We start from the raw sequence: 17,618 nt of genomic DNA, 5'->3' as shown, positions 1-17,618 counted from the left end.
GCGGCGCGGCGGGTCAAGGCCCCCGAGCGCAGCGTCCGTAGGCAGCAGCGCCCGCCAGGGCGCTGTCGCCGGAGGTCCGCAGCCCCGCACGTCGCGCCTCTCGCAGGTCCCCCTGCCTCCTCTCCCCGCGGCCTCCTCGGCACCCTCGATCCCACCTCCCACGGCGCGCGACGACTGCGGGGCGGTGCGCGAGGGGGCGCTTGCCCGTCGCGCCGCCCCCTCCATACCCCCATCTCCGAGAACTCGACCGCCTTGCTACGGACACCCCCTGGCCTTCCACGGGCCCCGCTCTCGTGGTAGATCGCGGGCCAGTCCACGCGAGGAGCAGACCATGAACGCAGCCGAAAAGGCGACCTGCGAACGGATCGAGCAGGCGCTGGCGGGGAACAAGGCCTTCCGCAAGGTGGAAGACCGGATGTACGTGGTGAAGCAGGGTTCGAGCTACGTGATGATCAACGTGGTGCCCTGGGGAGAGCAGCGCGCGATCGTGCGCTGCGTGGCGCAGCTCGTGAAGGGCGTGCGCATGGAGGCGGGTCTGGCGCTTCAGCTCCTCTCGCTGAACGCCGTGCTGCGCTTCGGAGCCTTCGCCTTCGTGCGCGAGGGGAGTCTCGTGCTCTTTCTGCACTCCATCCTGGGCGGGACCTCGATGGACGCGGACGAGCTCCTCGCCACCATTCGCGACGTGGCGCTCATCGCCGACGACTGGGACGACAAGATCATCGAGCGCTTCGGCGGCCAGCGGATGCAGGACCTCCTCGAGGAGACGGCCCTCGCCAAGGTGCTCGGCACCGAGCCCGACGCCTTCAGTTGGGACCACCCGGTAGGGGGCTGAGCGCGGTCAGGGCCCTCAGGGCTTGTCGCCGGCCTTGCCGCGCGGCGCGATCTGCTCCGTGAAGAGCCCGGTGATCTGCAGCGCCTGATCCAGGTTCGTGCGCTTGCGAAAGCCGTGGCCCTCGTCGGCGCCCACCACGTACCAGACCGCGCGCCCGTTCTTGCGTACGGCGCGCACCAGCTGGTCCGACTCGCTCTTCGGCACGCGCGGGTCGTTGGCGCCCTGGAAGACGAGCAGCGGCGAGACGATCTTCTCCGTGTGTGAGAGCGGCGAGATCTCCTGCAGGAACTTGCGCATCGAGGGGGCGCTCTCGTCGCCGTACTCGGCGCGGCGCAGGTCGCGGCGGTACTTCTGCGTGCTCTCGAGGAAGGTGACGAAGTTCGAGATCCCCACCCAGTCGATGCCGGCGGCGATGCGCTGCCCGTAGCGCACGAGGCTGGCGAGGACCATGTAGCCCCCGTACGAGCCGCCGTGCACCATCACGCGCCTCGCGTCGAGCTCCTTCTGCTTGCCGATCCAGTCGAGCAGCGCGCCGATGTCTCGCACCGAGTCCTCGCGCTTGCGGCCGTTGTCGAGCAGGAGATACGACCGGCCGTAGCCGTCGCTGCCGCGCACGTTCGGGGCGATGACCGCGACGCCCAGCTCCATGGCCCAGTACTGCAGGAGCGGGAGGAAGTTCGGGCGGAACTGCGCCTCGGGGCCACCGTGGATGTGGATGACCACGGGGTGCGGCCCGTCACCGGGGGGGCGGTAGTAGAAGGCGGGGATCTTGCGCGGCTTGCCCTCCACCGCGTCGAAGGTCGGGTAGCGCACGAGGGTCGGGGTTACGAGGAAGTCGCGGTTCAGGCCCCCCACCTCGCTGTGGGTCCATTGCGTGAGCTTGCGCCGCTTGAGGTCGTAGCTGAAGACGTCCGAGGGGGCCGTGGGCTGCTCGAGGCTGAAACCGAGGAGCCCGGGCTGGCGGCGAGAGAAGTGGAGCCGCGAGAGGATGCCGTCGGGGAGCTTGACCGGCGTGAACTTCTGCGAGCGCGTGTTCATCAGGTGCAGCCGCGAGTAGCCGTCCTCGTTGAGGACCACGGCCAGGGTCTTGCCGTCGGGGGAGATCTCGAGCTCCTCCACGTTCCAGGGCTGCTTCGCGCTGAGCGGGGTGAGCTTTCCGCTCGCGAGCTCGAGATAGTAGAGCTGCGTGTACTCGCCGTCGCGATCGCTCGTGACGTAGAGCCCCTTGCCGTCGGGGGCGAAGAGCGCGGAGCGGTAGGCGACCGGGCGCGGCCCCTTCGGGGTGAGGGCGCGCAGCTTGCGCGTGCGGAGGTCGAGCAGGTGCAGGTACGTCTCGTTGAGGGAGACGAACTCGACGAGCAGGAGGCTCTGCTCGTCGGGGGAAAAGGCGGCGGTCGACCACATCCCCTTGGGTTCGAGCACGCGCTTGGCGGCGGCGACCTCGCCCGGTTTGGCCACGTAGATGTCGAAGTCGCGCCCGTTGCGCGCGTTGCTGTTGTAGGCCAGCGCGCCCTTCAGCGACCACTCGAAGCCCGTGGTGCGCGCGGTGGCCGCGGTGAGGCGGGAGATCTTTCCCTCGAGGAGGTCTACGCGGTGGAGCTGCAGGTTCTCGTTGCCCCCCTGGTCCATGAGCAGCAGGAGCGCTCCGTCGAAGGAGCCGCGCACGTAGGTCGCGCGGTCCACGGGCTCGGGGAAGAAGGTGAGCTGCTGGCGGTCGGCGCCGGGGGAGGCCACGCGGTGCACCTGGGTCGTGTTGCCGAAGCGGGTGGCGACGAGGAGCCCGGTCCCCTTCTCGTCCCAGTCGAGGAAGTAGGCCCCGCGCACGTTCAGATAGGGGTTCATCTGCTCGCGCATGCGGGCCGGCACGGCGGGCACCCCGTCGAGGATGAGCCCCTCCTTGGGGGGCGGCGGGGGCCCGGGCACGATCCGCGGGGGGGGCGGAGGTGGCGGAGGGGGGGGCAGCGTCCGGCACGCGGAGAGGCCGGCAACACAGAAGAGGAGCGTCTTCAAGGACCTGGACATGGTCCCGATGATTAGCTCAGGTTGCGGGAGAGGTCACGAAGGAACGCCGCGCGCGAGGGGATCCGCGCGCGCTACGCGACGGTCTAGCTGTTCCGGACGGCCACCGTGCGCAGCGTTTCACGCACGATCCAGCGGCCTTGCATGCCTCGTGGCAGGTACATGGCGTCCCCGGGCCCGAGCCGGAGGAACCGGCCGTCGGCCAAGTCCACCGTGGCCGAGCCGGAAAGGACGCAGGCGCTCTGCTCCACCTCGACCCGGAGTTCGAACTCTCCGGCCGGGTACTCGAGCAGGTCGAGCGACGAGAGGGCCGTTCGGTGCAGGGTCCAGGCCGTCAGCTGCCCCTCCCCGAGAACGCGGCAAGTCGAGGAGAAGTAAGACATTTCGGCCAGCCTTTGCGCGATCGGCATGCCCTGCCCTCGTTCCGTCAGAAGCCGAGCATTCTGATCAAGCTCGACCCCCGCGTCAAGCGGTGGAAGCCATTCAGATCCGGAATAGGCGATTTTTTCCATCATGGCCGCGTGTTGTGCCGGGCGCAAAAAAAAAGATCCGCCCGTCCCTTCAACCCGTTGAGGGAGGTTTCCCACCGACCACCGACCGACGCCGTTTCATCCTTATACGAAGGGCGCGGCGCCCCATCCCGAGAAAGTGCGGGGCACGCTTCTTCGTCGCGCTTGACAAGCGCGTGGAGGCGCACTAGGCACTCCCTTTGCCGCGGTGGTTCTGGGAAGCCGGTGAGAATCCGGCGCGGGCCCGCCACTGTGAGCGGTCAGGCCTCCTCGAGGTGCCACTGGGCGCGCACGACAGCGCCCGGGAAGGCGAGGAGGATCGGCGCTTCGCCTGCAAGGCGGGGCGTCGGGGCCGCGAGCCAGGAGACCTACCCTGCGGCGATCGAGGGCGAGGATAGCGTTCGCGCGGCGCCCTCTTGGCACCGTGTCCCCGGGGAGCGGGACGCGGGCGCGCCGGGACCGTCTCGATCCCGTCCGTCTGCGTTTCCTCGGCCACGGCCTGACCGCCCGCGTGGTACGGGCGAGGAGAAACGCATGCGTCGTCATTTCATGGGAGTCCTGGCCGCGAGCGCGCTCGTCGGGTGCAGCAGCACCTCGAGCACGGCACCCGATGCGGCCGTGGTGCACGACACGGGCGCGGTAGCCGACGCGGGCGCGGCCGCGGACCGCGGTGCAGGGGACGCGAGGTCGGCCGACACGGGGAGCAAGCCCGACGGCTCGGCGGATCCGTGCGCGTTGAGCCCCCTGCGGCTCGCGGCGGAGTACTGCACGAAGAGTCGCACGACCGTCGCCCAGGTGGAGGGGGTCGGTCTGGCCGGTCAGGTCCTCTACACCTTCGGACCGAAGTCGCTCGGCAAGGACGAGTTCGAGGTCCGCGCCGCGACGCTCGACGGGAGCCTCAAGCCCGGCACGCCGAGCGTGGTCTTCTCCTTCACGCCGACCGGGACCGCGAAGCGCTTCGCGAGCTGGTTCGTCCCCGTCTCGACGAGCGGGGTCGTGGCGGTGGGCTACACCGAGGAGAAGACCTTCGCCGGCGCGCTTTACCTCGGCAAGGCGGGTCAGACCCCGACGGTGGTGGACAAGGCCAACGGGAACTTCGACGCGGTGTGGCTCGACGCCGACACGCTGCTCGTGGCGGGCCTCGGCGTGGCGGGGGTGGGCACCGGCAACGCGGTCTACGCCGTGCCGGCGCAGGGGGGAAAGACGCCGCAGCTTCTGGTCAAGGACCTGGGCAGCGTCAGCGGGTACCTGGCCTCCGGCAAGGATGTGGTCGTGGTCAGCGCCTTCGACCTGACCTCGCACAAGTACGCCTTTCGCGGGTTCAGCACGGCCGAGCTGAAGGCCGCGGCTGCGGCGGGCAAGTCGCTCTCCTTCTCGGCCGACGCGGACTCCGTCTATCTGGGGAACGCCTCCGATGTGACGATGGTGGGGGACCGCCTGCTCGTGGTGGAGGTGGACCAGAACTTCAAGTTCAGCGGGGTCAAGGGCGTGACGGTCCAGGTGAGCGGCGACAAGGTCTCGGGGGGCGCGGGGCTCATTCCGGTGATCGACGTGGGCGGAGGCGTGGAGGTGACTCGCATCGTGGGAGATGGTTCGCGTTTCGCGGTCCTCATGGGAGACGTGCAGAAGCCCGAGCTTGCGATCATCGAGAAGAAGTAGGTGCCCCGGGGGTGGATCGCTCGCGCCGCGGCGGCGGTGCTCCTCTGCGTGCCGTGTGCGGCGCGCGGGGAGCCCGCGGCGTACGAGACGCGGGTGAACGGCCCCCGGGTGCGACGGAGCGTTCCGGCCGACGACCTCTCGGGCTTCTCCACCGTGCTCGAGCTGCGCGACCCGCTACCGGGGCGCGACCTCGGTGATCTCCTCGAGGAGGTTCCGGGGCTGCGCGTGCGTGACCAGGGCCCCGGCGGGCGGAGACTGCTCTCGCTGCGCGGAGCGGAGCCGCACCAGGTGGCGGTCTACCTGGACGGGGTGCGGCTGAACGCCGCGGGGATGGGCGGCGTGGACCTCTCGCTCTTCGACCCCGCGCACCTCGAGCGCGCCGAGGTCCGTCGCTCGGCGGGGTCCGCGCGCTTCGGCAGCGACGCGCTCGGCGGGGCGCTCTTGCTCTCGACCCCGCAGCTCCGTCGTCGAGGGCGCACCAGCCTGGCGGCCGGGTACGGCTCCTATCGCTCGGTGCAGCTTCGAGGCTCGCACGGCGGAGCGCGTGGGGAGCTCCGCTACCTCGTGAGCGGGAGTTACCGCGACCTCGACGGGACCTTCCCCTTTCGCGACGACAACGGTGTGGCGCGCGTGCGGGAGAACAACGACGGGCGCCAGGGGGAGGTGCTCGCGAAGGTGGATCATCCGCTCGGCGACAGGTGGATGCTCGGCGTGCTCGACACCTTCTCGGTGAGCGCGCGCGGGGCGCCCGGGATGAGCCAGCGGCCGAGTCCGACGGCGCGGCAGTTCGAGCTCCGGAACCTGTCGCTCGTGCGCGGGGCGCGTCACGGCGTCTTTCTGCCCGGGGGGGTGCTCTCGCTCTCGGCGCACCACCGCTACGGGCGCTTCGCCTTCGACGAGACCTCGGCGCCGCCGGTGGTGGCGCAGGCCGATAGCCACGCGGTGGGGGCGGGCCTCGAGCTCGCCGTGCCGCTGCCGGGAGTGGGTCGCGTCGAGGGCGGGCTCGAGCTACGCGGAGACCTCTACCGCGACACGCAGACGGTCGCGAGCTCCGAGCGGCTCTCCTTCGACGCCCGGGTGGGCAGCCAGCTCGAGCTCTGGGGCCGGCGCGTGGTCTTCGCGCCGATGGCGCGCGTGGCCGCGGCGAGCGCCTTCGAGACCGTGGTGGTGCCGCGGCTCGGAGTGGCGCTGCGGCCCTTTCGCAGCTCCGCGCACCGGTGGCTCGCCGGGGTCGAGTTTCTCGGCAACCTCGGGCGGAGCTTCCGGCACCCGACCTTCCAGGAGATGTTCATCCGGGTGGACGGCTTTGGCGGAAACCCGGAGCTGCGTCCCGAGGACGCGCTGGGCGGCGATCTGGGCCTCAGGTGGCGTGGACCGTGGCTCGCGTTCGAGGCGGCGTACTTCCGCCGCTACCTGAAGAACGTGATCCTCTTCGCGCCGGTGAGCAGCTTCCTCGTGCGGCCGGACAACTACGGAGGGGTCACCTCGCAGGGGCTGGAGAGCGCGGTGGAGCTCGCGCCCGGCGCGGGGCTCGCGCTGCGGACGGCGTACACGTTCTGCCGGAGCCGGTTCGGCACCCCGGAGATGTCGCTTCCCGGGCAGCCCGAACACCGCTGGGTCGCGCGCCTGAGCTTCAGCGGGGCGCGGCTGCGACGGTGGCTCCACGCGCGGGGTCGGGCGCGGCACCTCGAGGGGCTGAAGCTCTGGGGGGGAGCCACCGTGGAGAGCGGGATGGTGCTCGCCCGCTTCGATAGCCAGCCCGAGGAGGGGCGTGTCATCCTCTCGGCCGGAGGGGCCTATACCTACCGCTTCCTGACCTTCGCGGCGGAGGGGCAGAACCTCCTCGACAAGCGGGACGCGGTGGATGCCGTCGGCTTTCCGCTGGCCCCGGCGCGCCTGTTCGTTTCATTGGCGGCAAGCTTCTAGTTCGAACGTTCTAGAACGAGGTGTCTCATGCGGTGTTGGCTCTGGATGGCGTTCTCGGTGGGTCTGGCGGCGTGCACCAAGGGTCCGAGCCCGCGCCCCGACGGCGGCGGCCCCGGGACCTTCGCGGCCCCCCAGGCCATCGCCGTCTCCGATCGCTTCGTCCTGGTGGGGAACACGGCCTTCCACTACGAGGGGACGCGGCCGGCCTACGGCTCGGCCTTCGTCTCGGTCGTGGATCGGCAGCTCCGACGGGTGGTGGGACAGGTGCCGACCAGCGCGGCGAACACCCAGGCCATCGAGGTGCGTGGCAGCACGGCCTACGTCGTGAACAGCGGGAGGCTGGCCATCGACAGCCGCGGGCTGGCGACGGTAGAGCAGCCCGGGGCGCTCGACCGGCTGGAGCTCGGCGCGGGGGTTCCGGCGACGATGGCGGCGAGCCTTCCGCTCGGCAGGAGCGCGGCCGACCCGCGCATCGGGGCTTACGGCGCCTTCGCCCTCTCCCCCGACGGGAGGACGGCCTGGATCGGCAGCGGGACCCGAGGAGACGTCTTCAAGGTGGACCTCGCCGGCTGGCGCGTGCTGCGCGGCGCGGAGAACCCGCTCGAGCTCTTCGCCACCCCTCCGGGGACAAACGGCATGACGACGGTGCGCCCCTGGGGGCAGGGGATCGCCGTGCTGGACTACAACAGCGACCAGCTCTGCGTGAGCGAGGACCTGGTCGGGGACCTGGCGCGACGGAGCTGCGGTCCGGTCGGGGTGCACGCAGACCTCGTGGAGGGGCCGATCGACCTGGCGCGCGCGCCGGACGGGCGGGCGCTGGTGCTCATGACCGTGGCCAACAGCGTCTACCGGGTGAACGTGGGGGCAACGCCCTTCGCCGCCGAAGCGGGCTGGGTCAAGACCGGGCTCTCCAGCAACCGCGTGATCGTGCGCGGCGAGTACGCCTACGTGGTGAACTCGCTCTCGCACAACCTGCAGCGCATCCACCTGGCGACGGGGCGCTCGGAGCTCCCCTTCGCGGTCTTTCCGGTGGGCTCGAATCCGTACGACCTGGCGATCACCGAGGAGGGGGGGCAGCTCGTGGGCTGGGTCACGCTCTTCGGCAGCCACCAGCTCGCGCTCGTGGACCTCGGCACGGGAAAGCTGCTCTCGCTCCTAGGCGGTGCGGCGGCGGCCCGGGACGGGGGCACCGACGGGGCGACGCGCGACGGGGGACCGGATGGGCGCACAGGGGACGGGGCCCCGCGGGACGGTGCGGCCGACACGCGCCCGAACTGCGGCGACGCGGGGGCGCAGCCCGTGGTGGGGATCGGCTCCGTGGTGCGTGTGACCTATGGCGCCGGCGCGGGGCTCGGGCAGAGCCAGTTTCCGGGGGTGATCCAGGGCGGGCCGGGAGGCGGGGGCGCGGGCGGAGGCTCTACCGGGGAGGTCCTCTCGCTCGGGGAGGGGGGCGAGATCGTCGTGGACTTCGGCGCGTACGACATCGAGGACGGCCCGGGAGCGGACTTCATCGTCTACGAGAACCCGTTTCTCCTCTCGCCGTTCACTCCGAACGCTGAGCCGGCGCAGGTCGCGGTGAGCGAGAGCGGGACCGCGGCGGGCGACTTCAAGGAGTTTCCGTGCGACCTGTCGCGCACGCGGGGGGACGCGGGGAAGCAGGAGTGGCCCTACCCGGGGTGCGCGGGGGTGCGCCCGGTGCTCGCCAACGTGAAAGAGAATTGCCTCTCGTCGTCGGATCCCGTGGCGGGGGGCGGAGACGCCTTCGACCTGGCCACCGTGGGGCTGAAGCGCGCGCGGTACGTGCGGCTGCGCGACGCGGGCAAGGCCGCGCTCGGCACGAACAGCCGCGGCTTCGATCTGGACGCGGTGGTGCTCGTGCACCCGGTGAAGCGGTAGAGCACCGATTCTGATCGGTGCTCCAGAACACCGGCCGGTGTTCTGGCGAGGGATACACCATCGGAGTAGAGTGCCGCGCATGGACGCATGTGGCGCACCACGGTACCGCGGGCGATGCGCGACGCGCTGGAAGGCGCGGGGGGCGAGCTCCGTCGCGGCGGCCTGTGCGCTCGCGGTGGCTCGCGTGCTCGCGATGGCCGGCGTGCTCGCGGTGGCCGGCGTGCTCGCGATGGCGGGCTCGGCGCGGGCGGGTGAACGGTGGTACGGCGGGCAGGCCGGGGCGCTGCTGCCGCTGGACCCCGTCGAGGAGTGGGGGGGCACGGTCGGCATGTCGGCGGCCATGGGGCTCGACCACGGGGGGCGATCGATCCTGGCGGTGCGCGGGACGCTCGTGGGTCAGTTCGCCTCCGGGCACTGGGCGGCGCTGCCGACCTTGACCGGGGACGTGGGGCTCCGGCTGAAGCGGCTCGAGCTCTTGCTCTCGGGCGGGGTGGAGCTCTTCGGCTTCGCCCGGCGCGGCGAGTGGACGATCTTCGCGCCGCTAGGGTTTCTCGGCGGGGCCGGGGTGGCGGTGACCGTTCATCCGCGGGTGAAGATCGGTCTGCTGGGCCAGATCCTCTACCTCCCCTCGTTCACCGCGGCCAAGATGGTCCAGCCCGAGAAGGGGGGGAGCCTGCCCACGATGGCCTTCGTCTCGACGATGCTGCGGGTGGAGGTGCTCGGCGAGGGGCCGGAGATGGACGATTAGAACGTAAGTTCTATTTCGCTCCGCAGGCCGCGCCGACCTTGGAGGCCTGACAGGCGCCGAGGCCCAGGCTCCCGCAGTCGAAGGTCTTCCACTGCCCGTCGAGGCAGGTCTGCAGGAGCGCTCCCTGGCAGCGATCCAGCTCGTCGGCGCAGGCCGAACCCGAGCGCTCGCAGACCCCGTTGCGGCACTTCGTGTTGTAGGGGCGGTTGGTGCAGTCCTCGCGGTGGGCGCGCCCGCCGACGCAGGTCACGGCGATATCGCCCTCGCAGCGGTTCCCGCTGCAGGCCCCGCTCTCCTCGCCGGCGCAGCGCGCGGCCCCCTCGTCGCAGACGAGGCTCTGCGCCGCGCAGTCCTCCACCTCCACCACGCCGTTCACGCAGGTCAGGCGGCGCGAGCCGTCGCAGCGCGGGGTGAAGTCGGCGCCGCAGGTGCCCGCCCCGCAGCGCGCGGCGAAGGTGTCCTTGCTCGGCACCGCGCAGCTGAGGGCGGCCGCCCCGCAGTCGGCGGCGTAGATCCGCTTGTCCAGAAGGTCGCACGAGACCGCGCGCGCACCGTCGCAGCGGGCGCGGAAGGTGGCGTCGCAACGCTCGGTGCTCTGCTCGCCGAAACAGCGCCGGACCTCGTCGCACGACCCGCCGGCGTCGTTCACGCAGCGGTAGAGCTCGGCGTAGACCGGCCCGAGACCCACGGGGAGCTGGGTCGTGTAGTACGCGTCCACGCAGTTCGTCACGCGCGCGCGGGCCATCACGCCGCAGGCGTTGATCCGCACGCAGGCGCTGAGCAGCGCGTCGAAGGCGATGGGTGCGCTCGCGCTGCCCTTGCAGGCCGCGAGAGCCAGGAGACCGAGGGTGCCGAGGACGCGGAGCCCTCGTCGCGGGTGTTCGTGCATCCGGCGCTCTTAGTACTAACGGAGAGGGGTCGTCAATCGCGACGCGCAGCGGGCGTGGCGTGGCGTGGACCGCGCGGACGACGCCGGGCGAGCAGCGCGAGCAGCGCGAGAGCGGCGAGGAGGGAGCCCCCCGGCCGTCGGAGGGACGAGGCGAGGGCGCAGTCGCAGCCCGAGGAGCCCTGGCCGGCACCGTCTCCACCTGCAGGCAGCGCCCCGTCGGGGAGGGCTCCATCGGTGCGCCCGCCGTCCGCGAGACGCTGGTCGGGCAGGACTCCCCCGTCGCGGGAGCCATCCCTCGAGGCTCCCCCGTCGCCGGGCCGTCGTCCGTCACCCGCGGCTCCCCCGTCGCGGACCGGCGCGCCGCAGGGGAGCGGGGCGGGGGGGAAGCTCTGGCTGGTGAGCTCGGTGATCCCCGGGTCGGTCTTCGACTCGGCGCCGCCGAGCCAGGGGAGGAGCGCGCTCTGGCAGCGGAGCAGGTAGTCCATCGCGGCGAAGGCGTAGCGCACGAAGGTGGTGTGCCTCGCCGTCGAGGAGCCGCCGCAGGGGACGGTGCAGACGGCGTTCGTGTTGGACTCCGCGTCGCAGTGCGAGGCGCCGAGGACCTTCAGGTCGAGCTTCGCCCCCGGAAGCGCCTGATAGATGCCCGCGCTGTTGCCCTGCTGGTTGCACGTGCTCGGCTCGGCCCGCAGGAAGAGCACCGGGGCCTTGACGACCGCCGCGGCCTTCTTGCCCTGCTCGTCGCGGTCCACGGGGTCGAGGCCCACGACGAGGCCGATGCTCACGTCGATCGACGCGGCCAGGAGCGCGGCGAGGCCTCCGGCGCTGTGGCCCACCACCGCGCGGCGGGTGGCGTCCACCTTGCCGAAGAGGGCCGACCCAGTCCGGGCCCCCTCCTGCGCCATCCAGCCGAGGAGCCCGGCGAGGACGCGGCTGTTCGCGGCGTGGTCGGGGAGCGTGCCGGGGAAGTCGGGAATCGCCACGACGTAGCCCCGTCGGGCGAGCTGCTCCCCCCAGCCGACGAAGTGGCCGCGGTTGCGCGCGAAGCCGTGGCCGAGAGCCACGATGGGGCCGGGTCCCACCATGACGGGGACGTAGAGGTCGAAGGTGACGCTCTTGCCGTCGAGCGGCGCGGTTTGCGTGCTCTTGTGAAAGGCGAGGCTTCCGGGGTCCTCGGGGAGCGCGGAGGCCACGCGCGGCGCGGCGAGGCAGATCCAGGCCAGCGCGACGACCCGCGCGAGCGGCGTGAAGCGAGTAGACATGGCGACGCCCTCCTTCCAATCCCGCGCGTCGTCTACCACAACCAGTGGCCGGCTGTCAGGGACGGCCCTGTCAGGGACGGCACTGGCGCGCCAGCGTGGCGATCTCCTGCGAGCGGGGAGCCAGCGTCTGCGCGGCGGCCAGGTGGAGCTCGACGAGCGCAGGGAGGCGGCGCAGGCACGCGTAGCGGAGCAGATGGTAGTGGGCCCAGGTGGCGGCGCGACGCGTCTCGAGCTCCTCGAGCGAGCCGAGCGCGGTGGTCCAGCGCTGGATCGCGGCCAGGTGCGACTGCACGGTGCGAGGGGCGAGCGTGCCGTCGAAGCGCAGGAGCATTCCCGCCGGGGCCAGACGGGCGGTGATGGCCGGGTCCAGGTTGAAGTCGTGTTCCACCAGGACGGGGCGCGTGCGGGCCAGGGCGGCGAGGTCGTCCGCGCGCACCGCGTCGGGGCGAGGCCAGCTCCGGGCGAGCGGCAGGAGCTCGGGCTCGCGCGCCGCGAGGAGCTCGAGGTGACCGGGCTGACCGAGGAAGCTCCGGTGGAGCAGCCCTACGTCGGGACGCAGGTCCGCGGTGGCCCGGAGCGCCCACAGGTTAAAGACGTTTTCGAAGTACGAGGTGACCACGAGCGACCCCGGCGGGACCTCGAGCAGCGCGCGCCCCGTCTCCTCGGCGGCCCAGTGCTGGCGCAGGTCGCTCGCGGGGAGGTGGGCCCAGGCCTGGTAGAGCGGGAGCGCGCAGCCGAACACGCTCACGAGCGCCGGCCCGGCGCGGGGGGCGAGGCGCGCGGCCCCGGTGGCGAGGGCGTGGAGGAAGACCGCGAGCGCCGGAGCGAGCAGCGCCACCGCCACGGAGAGGTAGCCGTGCGCGTCGGGGTTCAGCGGATCGAAGCCCACGAGATAGATCGAGAGGAGGTTCGAGCCCACGAGCCCCGCGAGGAGCAGACCGGTGCGCCGCGAGGAGCGCCGCCGCACGAGGAGGTAGAGCCCCGCGAGACCCATGATGGCGCCCACGGGCCCGAGGCCCCCGAGGACCGCGAAGGCAGCGCCCGCGAGCCGGTGCTCCGCGCTCTCCTGCGCCGCCCGCCGTACGGACTTCTGGAAGATGCGAGCGGAGACGACCCAGCCGAAGCGCTCGAGCGTGTTCGGCAGGCCCCAGCTCACCTCGGGGGCGTGGCGCGCGCGCAGCGGGAGGTAGGTCAGCGTGCCGAGGCCGAGGAGGCCGGCCAGCACCACGCCGAGGAGGACGCGGCCGAACCCCGTCGCGGGCCGCCGGAGCACGACGAAGAGGCCCGCGGGGGCGAGCGCGAGCAGCGCGAGCAGGTGGTGGTTGCAGAGCGCGAGTCCCGCGCAGAGCGCCGCGGCGAAGAGGTAGCGGCGGTCGCTCCGCGCGTCCCAGGCGAGCAGACACGCGGTGGCCGCCGCGACCAGCACCAGGTTTAGCGCATAGACCTCCGTGCGCACGGCCTGGAAGACGATCGCGTAGGAGAGCCCGGCCGAGAGCGACGCTACGGCCACGGGGAGGTGGTGGGTCAGGGCCCGCGGCGCCTCGCTCGACCCCGCGCCCAGCCGTGCGATGGCGGCGCGGGCGATGAGGGCCACGCAGGTCGTGGCGGCGGCAGCCTCGAGCGCGCAGGCCAGCGTGGTGCGAAAGGCGAGGGTCCCGAAGGGGAGGTAGCAGGCGAGACGGCCGAGCAGACTGGCCAGCGGGTGGCCGGGCGGATGGGCGATTCCCAGGCTCCAGGAGGCGGCGACGAACTCGCTCGAGTCCAGCCAGTAGAAGGTGGGACCCGCGAGGAGCAGATAGATCCCCAGCGCGACCAGGCCGAGGAGGGGGGGGAGGCGTCCCATGGTCCGTATAGCAGCCCTTGATCTGGCCCGTCGGCAACATATATTGACCGGCAGTCCAAGGGGCGGAGCCGTGGGTTCTCCGCCACGCACAGAGGAGAGTCGCATGCACGAAGACGAAGCGCGTTCGGCCGAGGCGGACGAGCGGGAGGGGGGCGCTCCCCAGGGGTTCCGGGTGAACGACCGACGCTTCTGGACGCTCGATCAGGGAGAGCTCGATGCCGAGGCGGCGCAACCGCGGGCGCAGGCGCCGAGCTACGTGCAACAGCTCGAGGCGCAGGTGGCCGAGAAGGACCAGCAGCTACGCGAGTACATCGCCGCCTACAAGCAGGAGGTGGTGCAGGGGCTCGACGAGACGAAGCGCCGTCTGGAGCGCGATCTGGCGCAGCGCATGCGGCAGCTCCGCGGCGATCTGGCGGGCCCGCTCCTGGAGGTGCTCGAGGCCCTCGAGCGGTCGCTCTTCGCGGCGGACAGGACCTCCGATCTCGGGGCAGTCAAGGAGGGGGTGCGCATGGTACACCTTCTCATGCTGCAAAAGCTCCGAGAATTGGGCCTCGAACGGGTAGAAACGGTGGGGCGACCCTTCGACCCCGCGGTCCACGAGGCGGTGGCCGTGGCCGAGGTCACGGACGCGGCCCAGCACAACGTGGTCCTGGTGGAGCTGACGCCAGGGTTCTGCCTGGAAGGTCGGGTGGTTCGCGCGGCCCAGGTGCAGGTCGGCCGCCTCGCCTGAGGCGTGACCTCCGTCTGGCCCGTCCGGTCAAGGACCGCGCGGGCTCTCGACGTCTCTTTTGCCGACGGAGCGTGGTACGATGGGACGCTTCCCGGGTAGGGCTCGACGAGGGCGAGCGTGGGTTCGTGAAGCGGGGGAGGACTTCTCGTGTACTGCCGTCGCTGCGCGTCAAATAAGCCCGATGGGGCGCGGTTCTGCGAGCTCTGCGGTTCGCCGCTGACCTTGGAGGCGCCCGCCTCGCCCCAGGCTCTGGACCCCGGGAGCCCCGAACTCCTCCTCGGCGCCACGCTCGACGGTGTGTACCGCGTCGACCAGGTGATCGCACGCGGCGCGACCTCGGTGGTCTACCGCGGGACCAACATCCGGCTCGAGACGCCGGTGGCTATCAAGGTGCTCTCGTCCTTCCTCTCGGGCGATCCGTCGCTGATGACGCGCTTCAAGAGCGAGGCGAAGGTGCAGGCCAAGCTCCGCCACCCGAGCATCGTGGCCGTGCAGGACTACGTTCTCGACGGGAACATCTGCGCCATCGTGATGGAGTACGTGGAGGGGACGAGCCTCGAGCACCTGATGTACGACCTCGCGGGCCCCATGCCGGTGGAGCAGATCAAGAGCGTCATGACGCCGGTCCTGGATGCGATCAGCTACGCGCACGACCAGGGGATCGTGCATCGGGACATCAAGCCGTCGAACGTGCTCCTGGCGCGGGTCGGGGGGCGCGACTTCCCGAAGGTCATGGACTTCGGCATCGCCAAGGTGCTGGCCGAGGGGGGGTCGCAGACGGCCCCCGGGGCCATGCTGGGTACGCTGCTCTACATGTCGCCCGAGCAGTGCAAGGCGCTGAAGACCGTGGACGAGCGCTCGGACATCTATTCGCTGGGGGTGACGCTCTACCAGATGGCGACGGGGATGGTGCCCTTCTACTCGGAGAGCGCCTTCGACATCATGCTGGCGCACGTGCAGACGCCGCCTCCGCCGCCGCGCGAGCTGTGCGCCTCGGTGCCGCCCGAGCTCGAGGCGGTGATCCTCCGCGCACTCTCGAAGGACCCGCACGAGCGCTTCCAGAGCGCGCCGGAGATGTCCCTGGCGATGGACGCGGTGCCCCTCGAGGGCGCGGCTGAGGAGCCCGCGGCCGTCCCGACGGTACCCGATGCGCCCCGGATCCAGACCGTTATCACCTCGCCGGGGGGGCCCGAGCCGTCGGCGGAGGTGCTCGGCGCGGCGACCATGATGTCGCCCGCCGAAGGTGGGGCGAGCTCCGCCGAAGAGCCCTACAGCGGCGTGTACCACGAGCGCGCGCGACCCGGGCGCCCCTACCGCTCGGCCGAGGTGATTCTCGTCGGTCGCGGCGCGGGGCGAAAGAGCGGGGCGTCGCCCTCCGAGGAGGTCGAGCTGCCGAAGGGGCACGGCAAGCCGCGGACCGGGGAGGTGCAGGCCACGCGCGCCGGGAGCTCCGCGGAGGTCCTGGCGGCCGAGCAGCTCGCGGGGCTGGAGGGCGCGCCGGGCGGGTCGCGGGAGTTCCGGTCGGGCGAGGTCGACATCCGCATGGCGGGCGCCAGCTGGGACGAGCTCGGCACCGCCGTGAAGCGCCTGCGGTTGCGCGTCCCGAGCCCGGACGACTGGGAGCGCTACTTCGACCCGAACACCGTCGGTGGCGGGGTCTTCGTGCCGACGGGCGAGCCCCCCGAGGTGGGGACGCCGGTGCGCGTCGAGATCACCTTCATCGGCGGACCGCGCTTCTTCGTGCGCGGGGTCGTGACCTGGAGGCGGCCGAAGCTCAAGGACCCGCGGGCGCGCGCAGGGGCGGGCGTCCAGGTGCACCCGAGCGAGCGCAGCAAGATGGGTTACGTCAACGCGTGGGTGCGCGGCGGCGTGAAGGAGCAGCGCAAGCTGCGGCGGCTGCCGCTCAAGCTGCGCGTGACCTACACCGCGCGAACGGGGCGGCGCATCAACTTCACGCGCGACGTGAACGAGCAAGGCGTCTTCGTCCGCTCGCACGAGCTCCTCGAGCTCAACACGCCGATCAAGCTCCTGCTCATGCCCCCGGGACAGCACAAGCCGGTCGAGCTGCGCGGCCGCGTCACGCGGCTGGTGGAGGATCGGGAGGACCGGGGGATGGGCATCCGGCTCGAGTTCGCCGACGAGGCGAGCGAGCAGCATTACACCGCCTTCATCGAGAAGCTCGAGGAGGAGTTCCTGGCTGGCGTGCTGCCCGACGAGGTCGTCTCGTAAGCACGGCCAGGTGGGCGGCGCTACATCCCGTCAGGCTGCGTCGTGGCCGGGCCGGCCGCAGGCTCTAGCCCTCGAGCGCGTCCAGGTGCTGCCGCGCGAGGGTGCGCCAGGTCCGGTGCACCTCGGCCTCGGGCACTAGCTCGAGGTAGCGGCGCCAGTGCTGGCGCGCCTGGACGCGACTCCCTGCCGCCTCGAGCGACAGCGCCAGGTTGAAGTGCGCGTCCGCGAAGTCCGGGTTCGCGACGAGCGCGCGACGGTATTCGGCGATGGCCAGGTCCGCCTCGCCGGCCTCGTCGTAGAGGTTGGCCAGGTTGTAGCGGGCCTCGGGCTGGTCCGGATCGAGCGCGAGCGCCGCCTCGTAGCAGCGCCGGGCCGCCGGCTTCTCGTGCTGGCCGTAGTAGAGGTTGCCGAGGTTCGTGTGGGCGGCGGCCAGGCTCGGGTCGAGGCGCACCGCTTCCTGGTACGCCGAGATGGCTTCCGCGCGCCGCGCGGGATCCGCGTCGAGGCCGCAGCCGCGCAGAAACCACGCGTACGCCGTCTGCGGCGGGCCGCCGGCCGGGTCGGCCGGGTCCCGGGGACTCAGGTCCTCCTCGGGAGAGGGGACCTCCACCCGCATGCGAGAGGTCGCGGCCTGGCCTGCGCCGGCGCCGTTCGCCTGGGCCGCGCGCTTCGCCGCCGCGTCTTCCAGCGCGAGCACCTTGGCTGCCTCGCGTCCCAGCGCCTCGAGGTCGAAGTCGAGGAGGAGCTGGCCCGAGATCGGGTTGAAGGTGGCGTCGGCGTCGGAGACCACCAGGGAGTCACCGTCCGAGCGCACGCGCAGGCGGGAGAGCGGCCGGTGCTCCTCGGGGAGCGCTCCGCGCAGCGCCTGCAGGTTCTTGCGCACGCGCTGCAGCGGAATGCCCGCGTCGAGCAGCGCCATGGCCGCCTTCACCTCCACGAGGTCGCCGAAGGTGTAGGCCTGCCGCCCCTCGGCGCGCCCGCTCGGGGTGATGAAGCCGGTCTGCGCCCAGTAGCGCAGGCGGCTCTCCTTGAGCCCGAAGATGCGGGCCACGTCCTTGAAGGTGTAGATCGCGCTCATG

Annotated in this window: 13 protein-coding genes and 1 riboswitch; of the genes, 7 read left to right on the top strand and 6 right to left on the bottom strand. The window is 71.8% G+C overall.

What is annotated here, in order from left to right; translation table 11 throughout:
* Window positions 1–331 precede the first annotated feature (331 nt).
* A complete protein-coding gene (locus tag IT371_04400) occupies window positions 332–832 on the top strand; it encodes a hypothetical protein (protein MCC6746874.1) in 501 nt (166 codons plus the stop codon).
* Window positions 833–847: 15 nt separating this feature from the next.
* On the opposite strand, the gene IT371_04395 is transcribed toward IT371_04400, so the two are convergent.
* The gene (locus IT371_04395; protein MCC6746873.1) at window positions 848–2,854 is read right to left on the bottom strand and encodes a S9 family peptidase; all 2,007 of its coding nucleotides are present in this window, start codon (window positions 2,852–2,854) and stop codon (window positions 848–850) included.
* 83 nt (window positions 2,855–2,937) lie between these two features.
* Window positions 2,938–3,234, bottom strand: coding sequence for a cupin domain-containing protein (locus tag IT371_04390; protein ID MCC6746872.1), 297 nt, complete (start codon window positions 3,232–3,234; stop codon window positions 2,938–2,940).
* Between the two features lie 341 nt (window positions 3,235–3,575).
* A riboswitch (cobalamin riboswitch) is annotated at window positions 3,576–3,730 on the top strand.
* A gap of 164 nt (window positions 3,731–3,894) precedes the next feature.
* On the opposite strand from IT371_04390, the gene IT371_04385 reads away from it, so the two are divergent.
* The 4 genes from IT371_04385 to IT371_04370 all read left to right on the top strand — a co-directional run bounded on the left by IT371_04385 (window position 3,895) and on the right by IT371_04370 (window position 9,589).
* Window positions 3,895–5,019, top strand: coding sequence for a hypothetical protein (locus tag IT371_04385; GenBank protein MCC6746871.1), 1,125 nt, complete (start codon window positions 3,895–3,897; stop codon window positions 5,017–5,019).
* Window positions 5,020–6,945, top strand: a complete 1,926-nt coding sequence (locus IT371_04380; protein MCC6746870.1) for a TonB-dependent receptor — start codon at window positions 5,020–5,022, stop codon at window positions 6,943–6,945.
* Between the two features lie 1,302 nt (window positions 6,946–8,247).
* Window positions 8,248–8,841: a cell surface protein gene (locus IT371_04375; GenBank protein ID MCC6746869.1), complete on the top strand. Its 594-nt coding sequence runs from the start codon at window positions 8,248–8,250 to the stop codon at window positions 8,839–8,841.
* 79 nt (window positions 8,842–8,920) lie between these two features.
* Entirely contained in the window at window positions 8,921–9,589 is a 669-nt protein-coding gene (locus tag IT371_04370; protein MCC6746868.1) for a hypothetical protein, read from the top strand.
* Between the two features lie 10 nt (window positions 9,590–9,599).
* Here the strand turns inward: IT371_04370 and IT371_04365 are convergent, their stop codons facing one another.
* The 3 genes from IT371_04365 to IT371_04355 all read right to left on the bottom strand — a co-directional run bounded on the left by IT371_04365 (window position 9,600) and on the right by IT371_04355 (window position 13,580).
* On the bottom strand, window positions 9,600–10,478 hold the full coding sequence (locus IT371_04365) for a hypothetical protein (GenBank protein MCC6746867.1): 879 nt from the start codon (window positions 10,476–10,478) through the stop codon (window positions 9,600–9,602).
* 32 nt (window positions 10,479–10,510) lie between these two features.
* On the bottom strand, window positions 10,511–11,737 hold the full coding sequence (locus IT371_04360; protein ID MCC6746866.1) for a hypothetical protein: 1,227 nt from the start codon (window positions 11,735–11,737) through the stop codon (window positions 10,511–10,513).
* A gap of 70 nt (window positions 11,738–11,807) precedes the next feature.
* Complete coding sequence (locus IT371_04355; GenBank protein ID MCC6746865.1) at window positions 11,808–13,580, bottom strand: DUF2723 domain-containing protein; 1,773 nt, start codon at window positions 13,578–13,580, stop codon at window positions 11,808–11,810.
* A 103-nt stretch (window positions 13,581–13,683) separates the two neighbouring features.
* Here IT371_04355 and IT371_04350 point away from each other — a divergent pair, with 103 nt between their 5' ends.
* On the top strand, window positions 13,684–14,310 hold the full coding sequence (locus tag IT371_04350; protein ID MCC6746864.1) for a nucleotide exchange factor GrpE: 627 nt from the start codon (window positions 13,684–13,686) through the stop codon (window positions 14,308–14,310).
* Window positions 14,311–14,532: 222 nt separating this feature from the next.
* Window positions 14,533–16,539, top strand: coding sequence for a protein kinase (locus tag IT371_04345; GenBank protein ID MCC6746863.1), 2,007 nt, complete (start codon window positions 14,533–14,535; stop codon window positions 16,537–16,539).
* 64 nt (window positions 16,540–16,603) lie between these two features.
* Here the strand turns inward: IT371_04345 and IT371_04340 are convergent, their stop codons facing one another.
* On the bottom strand, window positions 16,604–17,617 hold the full coding sequence (locus IT371_04340) for a tetratricopeptide repeat protein (GenBank protein ID MCC6746862.1): 1,014 nt from the start codon (window positions 17,615–17,617) through the stop codon (window positions 16,604–16,606).
* Between the last annotated feature and the right edge of the window lies 1 nt (window position 17,618).

The organism is Deltaproteobacteria bacterium, from assembly GCA_020848905.1.
In the GTDB taxonomy this organism is placed as follows: Bacteria; Myxococcota_A; Polyangia.
This window is presented reverse-complemented; position numbering and strand designations above follow the sequence as displayed.

Excerpts from the sequence above, each read along its gene's own strand:
- IT371_04400 (MCC6746874.1), top strand. The coding sequence starts at position 332 with ATGAACGCAGCCGAAAAGGCGACCTGCGAACGGATCGAGCAGGCGCTG.
- IT371_04395 (MCC6746873.1), bottom strand. The coding sequence starts at position 2,854 with ATGTCCAGGTCCTTGAAGACGCTCCTCTTCTGTGTTGCCGGCCTCTCC.
- IT371_04390 (MCC6746872.1), bottom strand. The coding sequence starts at position 3,234 with ATGTCTTACTTCTCCTCGACTTGCCGCGTTCTCGGGGAGGGGCAGCTG.
- IT371_04385 (MCC6746871.1), top strand. The coding sequence starts at position 3,895 with ATGCGTCGTCATTTCATGGGAGTCCTGGCCGCGAGCGCGCTCGTCGGG.
- IT371_04370 (MCC6746868.1), top strand. The coding sequence starts at position 8,921 with ATGGACGCATGTGGCGCACCACGGTACCGCGGGCGATGCGCGACGCGC.
- IT371_04365 (MCC6746867.1), bottom strand. The coding sequence starts at position 10,478 with ATGCACGAACACCCGCGACGAGGGCTCCGCGTCCTCGGCACCCTCGGT.
- IT371_04360 (MCC6746866.1), bottom strand. The coding sequence starts at position 11,737 with ATGTCTACTCGCTTCACGCCGCTCGCGCGGGTCGTCGCGCTGGCCTGG.
- IT371_04355 (MCC6746865.1), bottom strand. The coding sequence starts at position 13,580 with ATGGGACGCCTCCCCCCCCTCCTCGGCCTGGTCGCGCTGGGGATCTAT.
- IT371_04350 (MCC6746864.1), top strand. The coding sequence starts at position 13,684 with ATGCACGAAGACGAAGCGCGTTCGGCCGAGGCGGACGAGCGGGAGGGG.
- IT371_04340 (MCC6746862.1), bottom strand. The coding sequence starts at position 17,617 with ATGAGCGCGATCTACACCTTCAAGGACGTGGCCCGCATCTTCGGGCTC.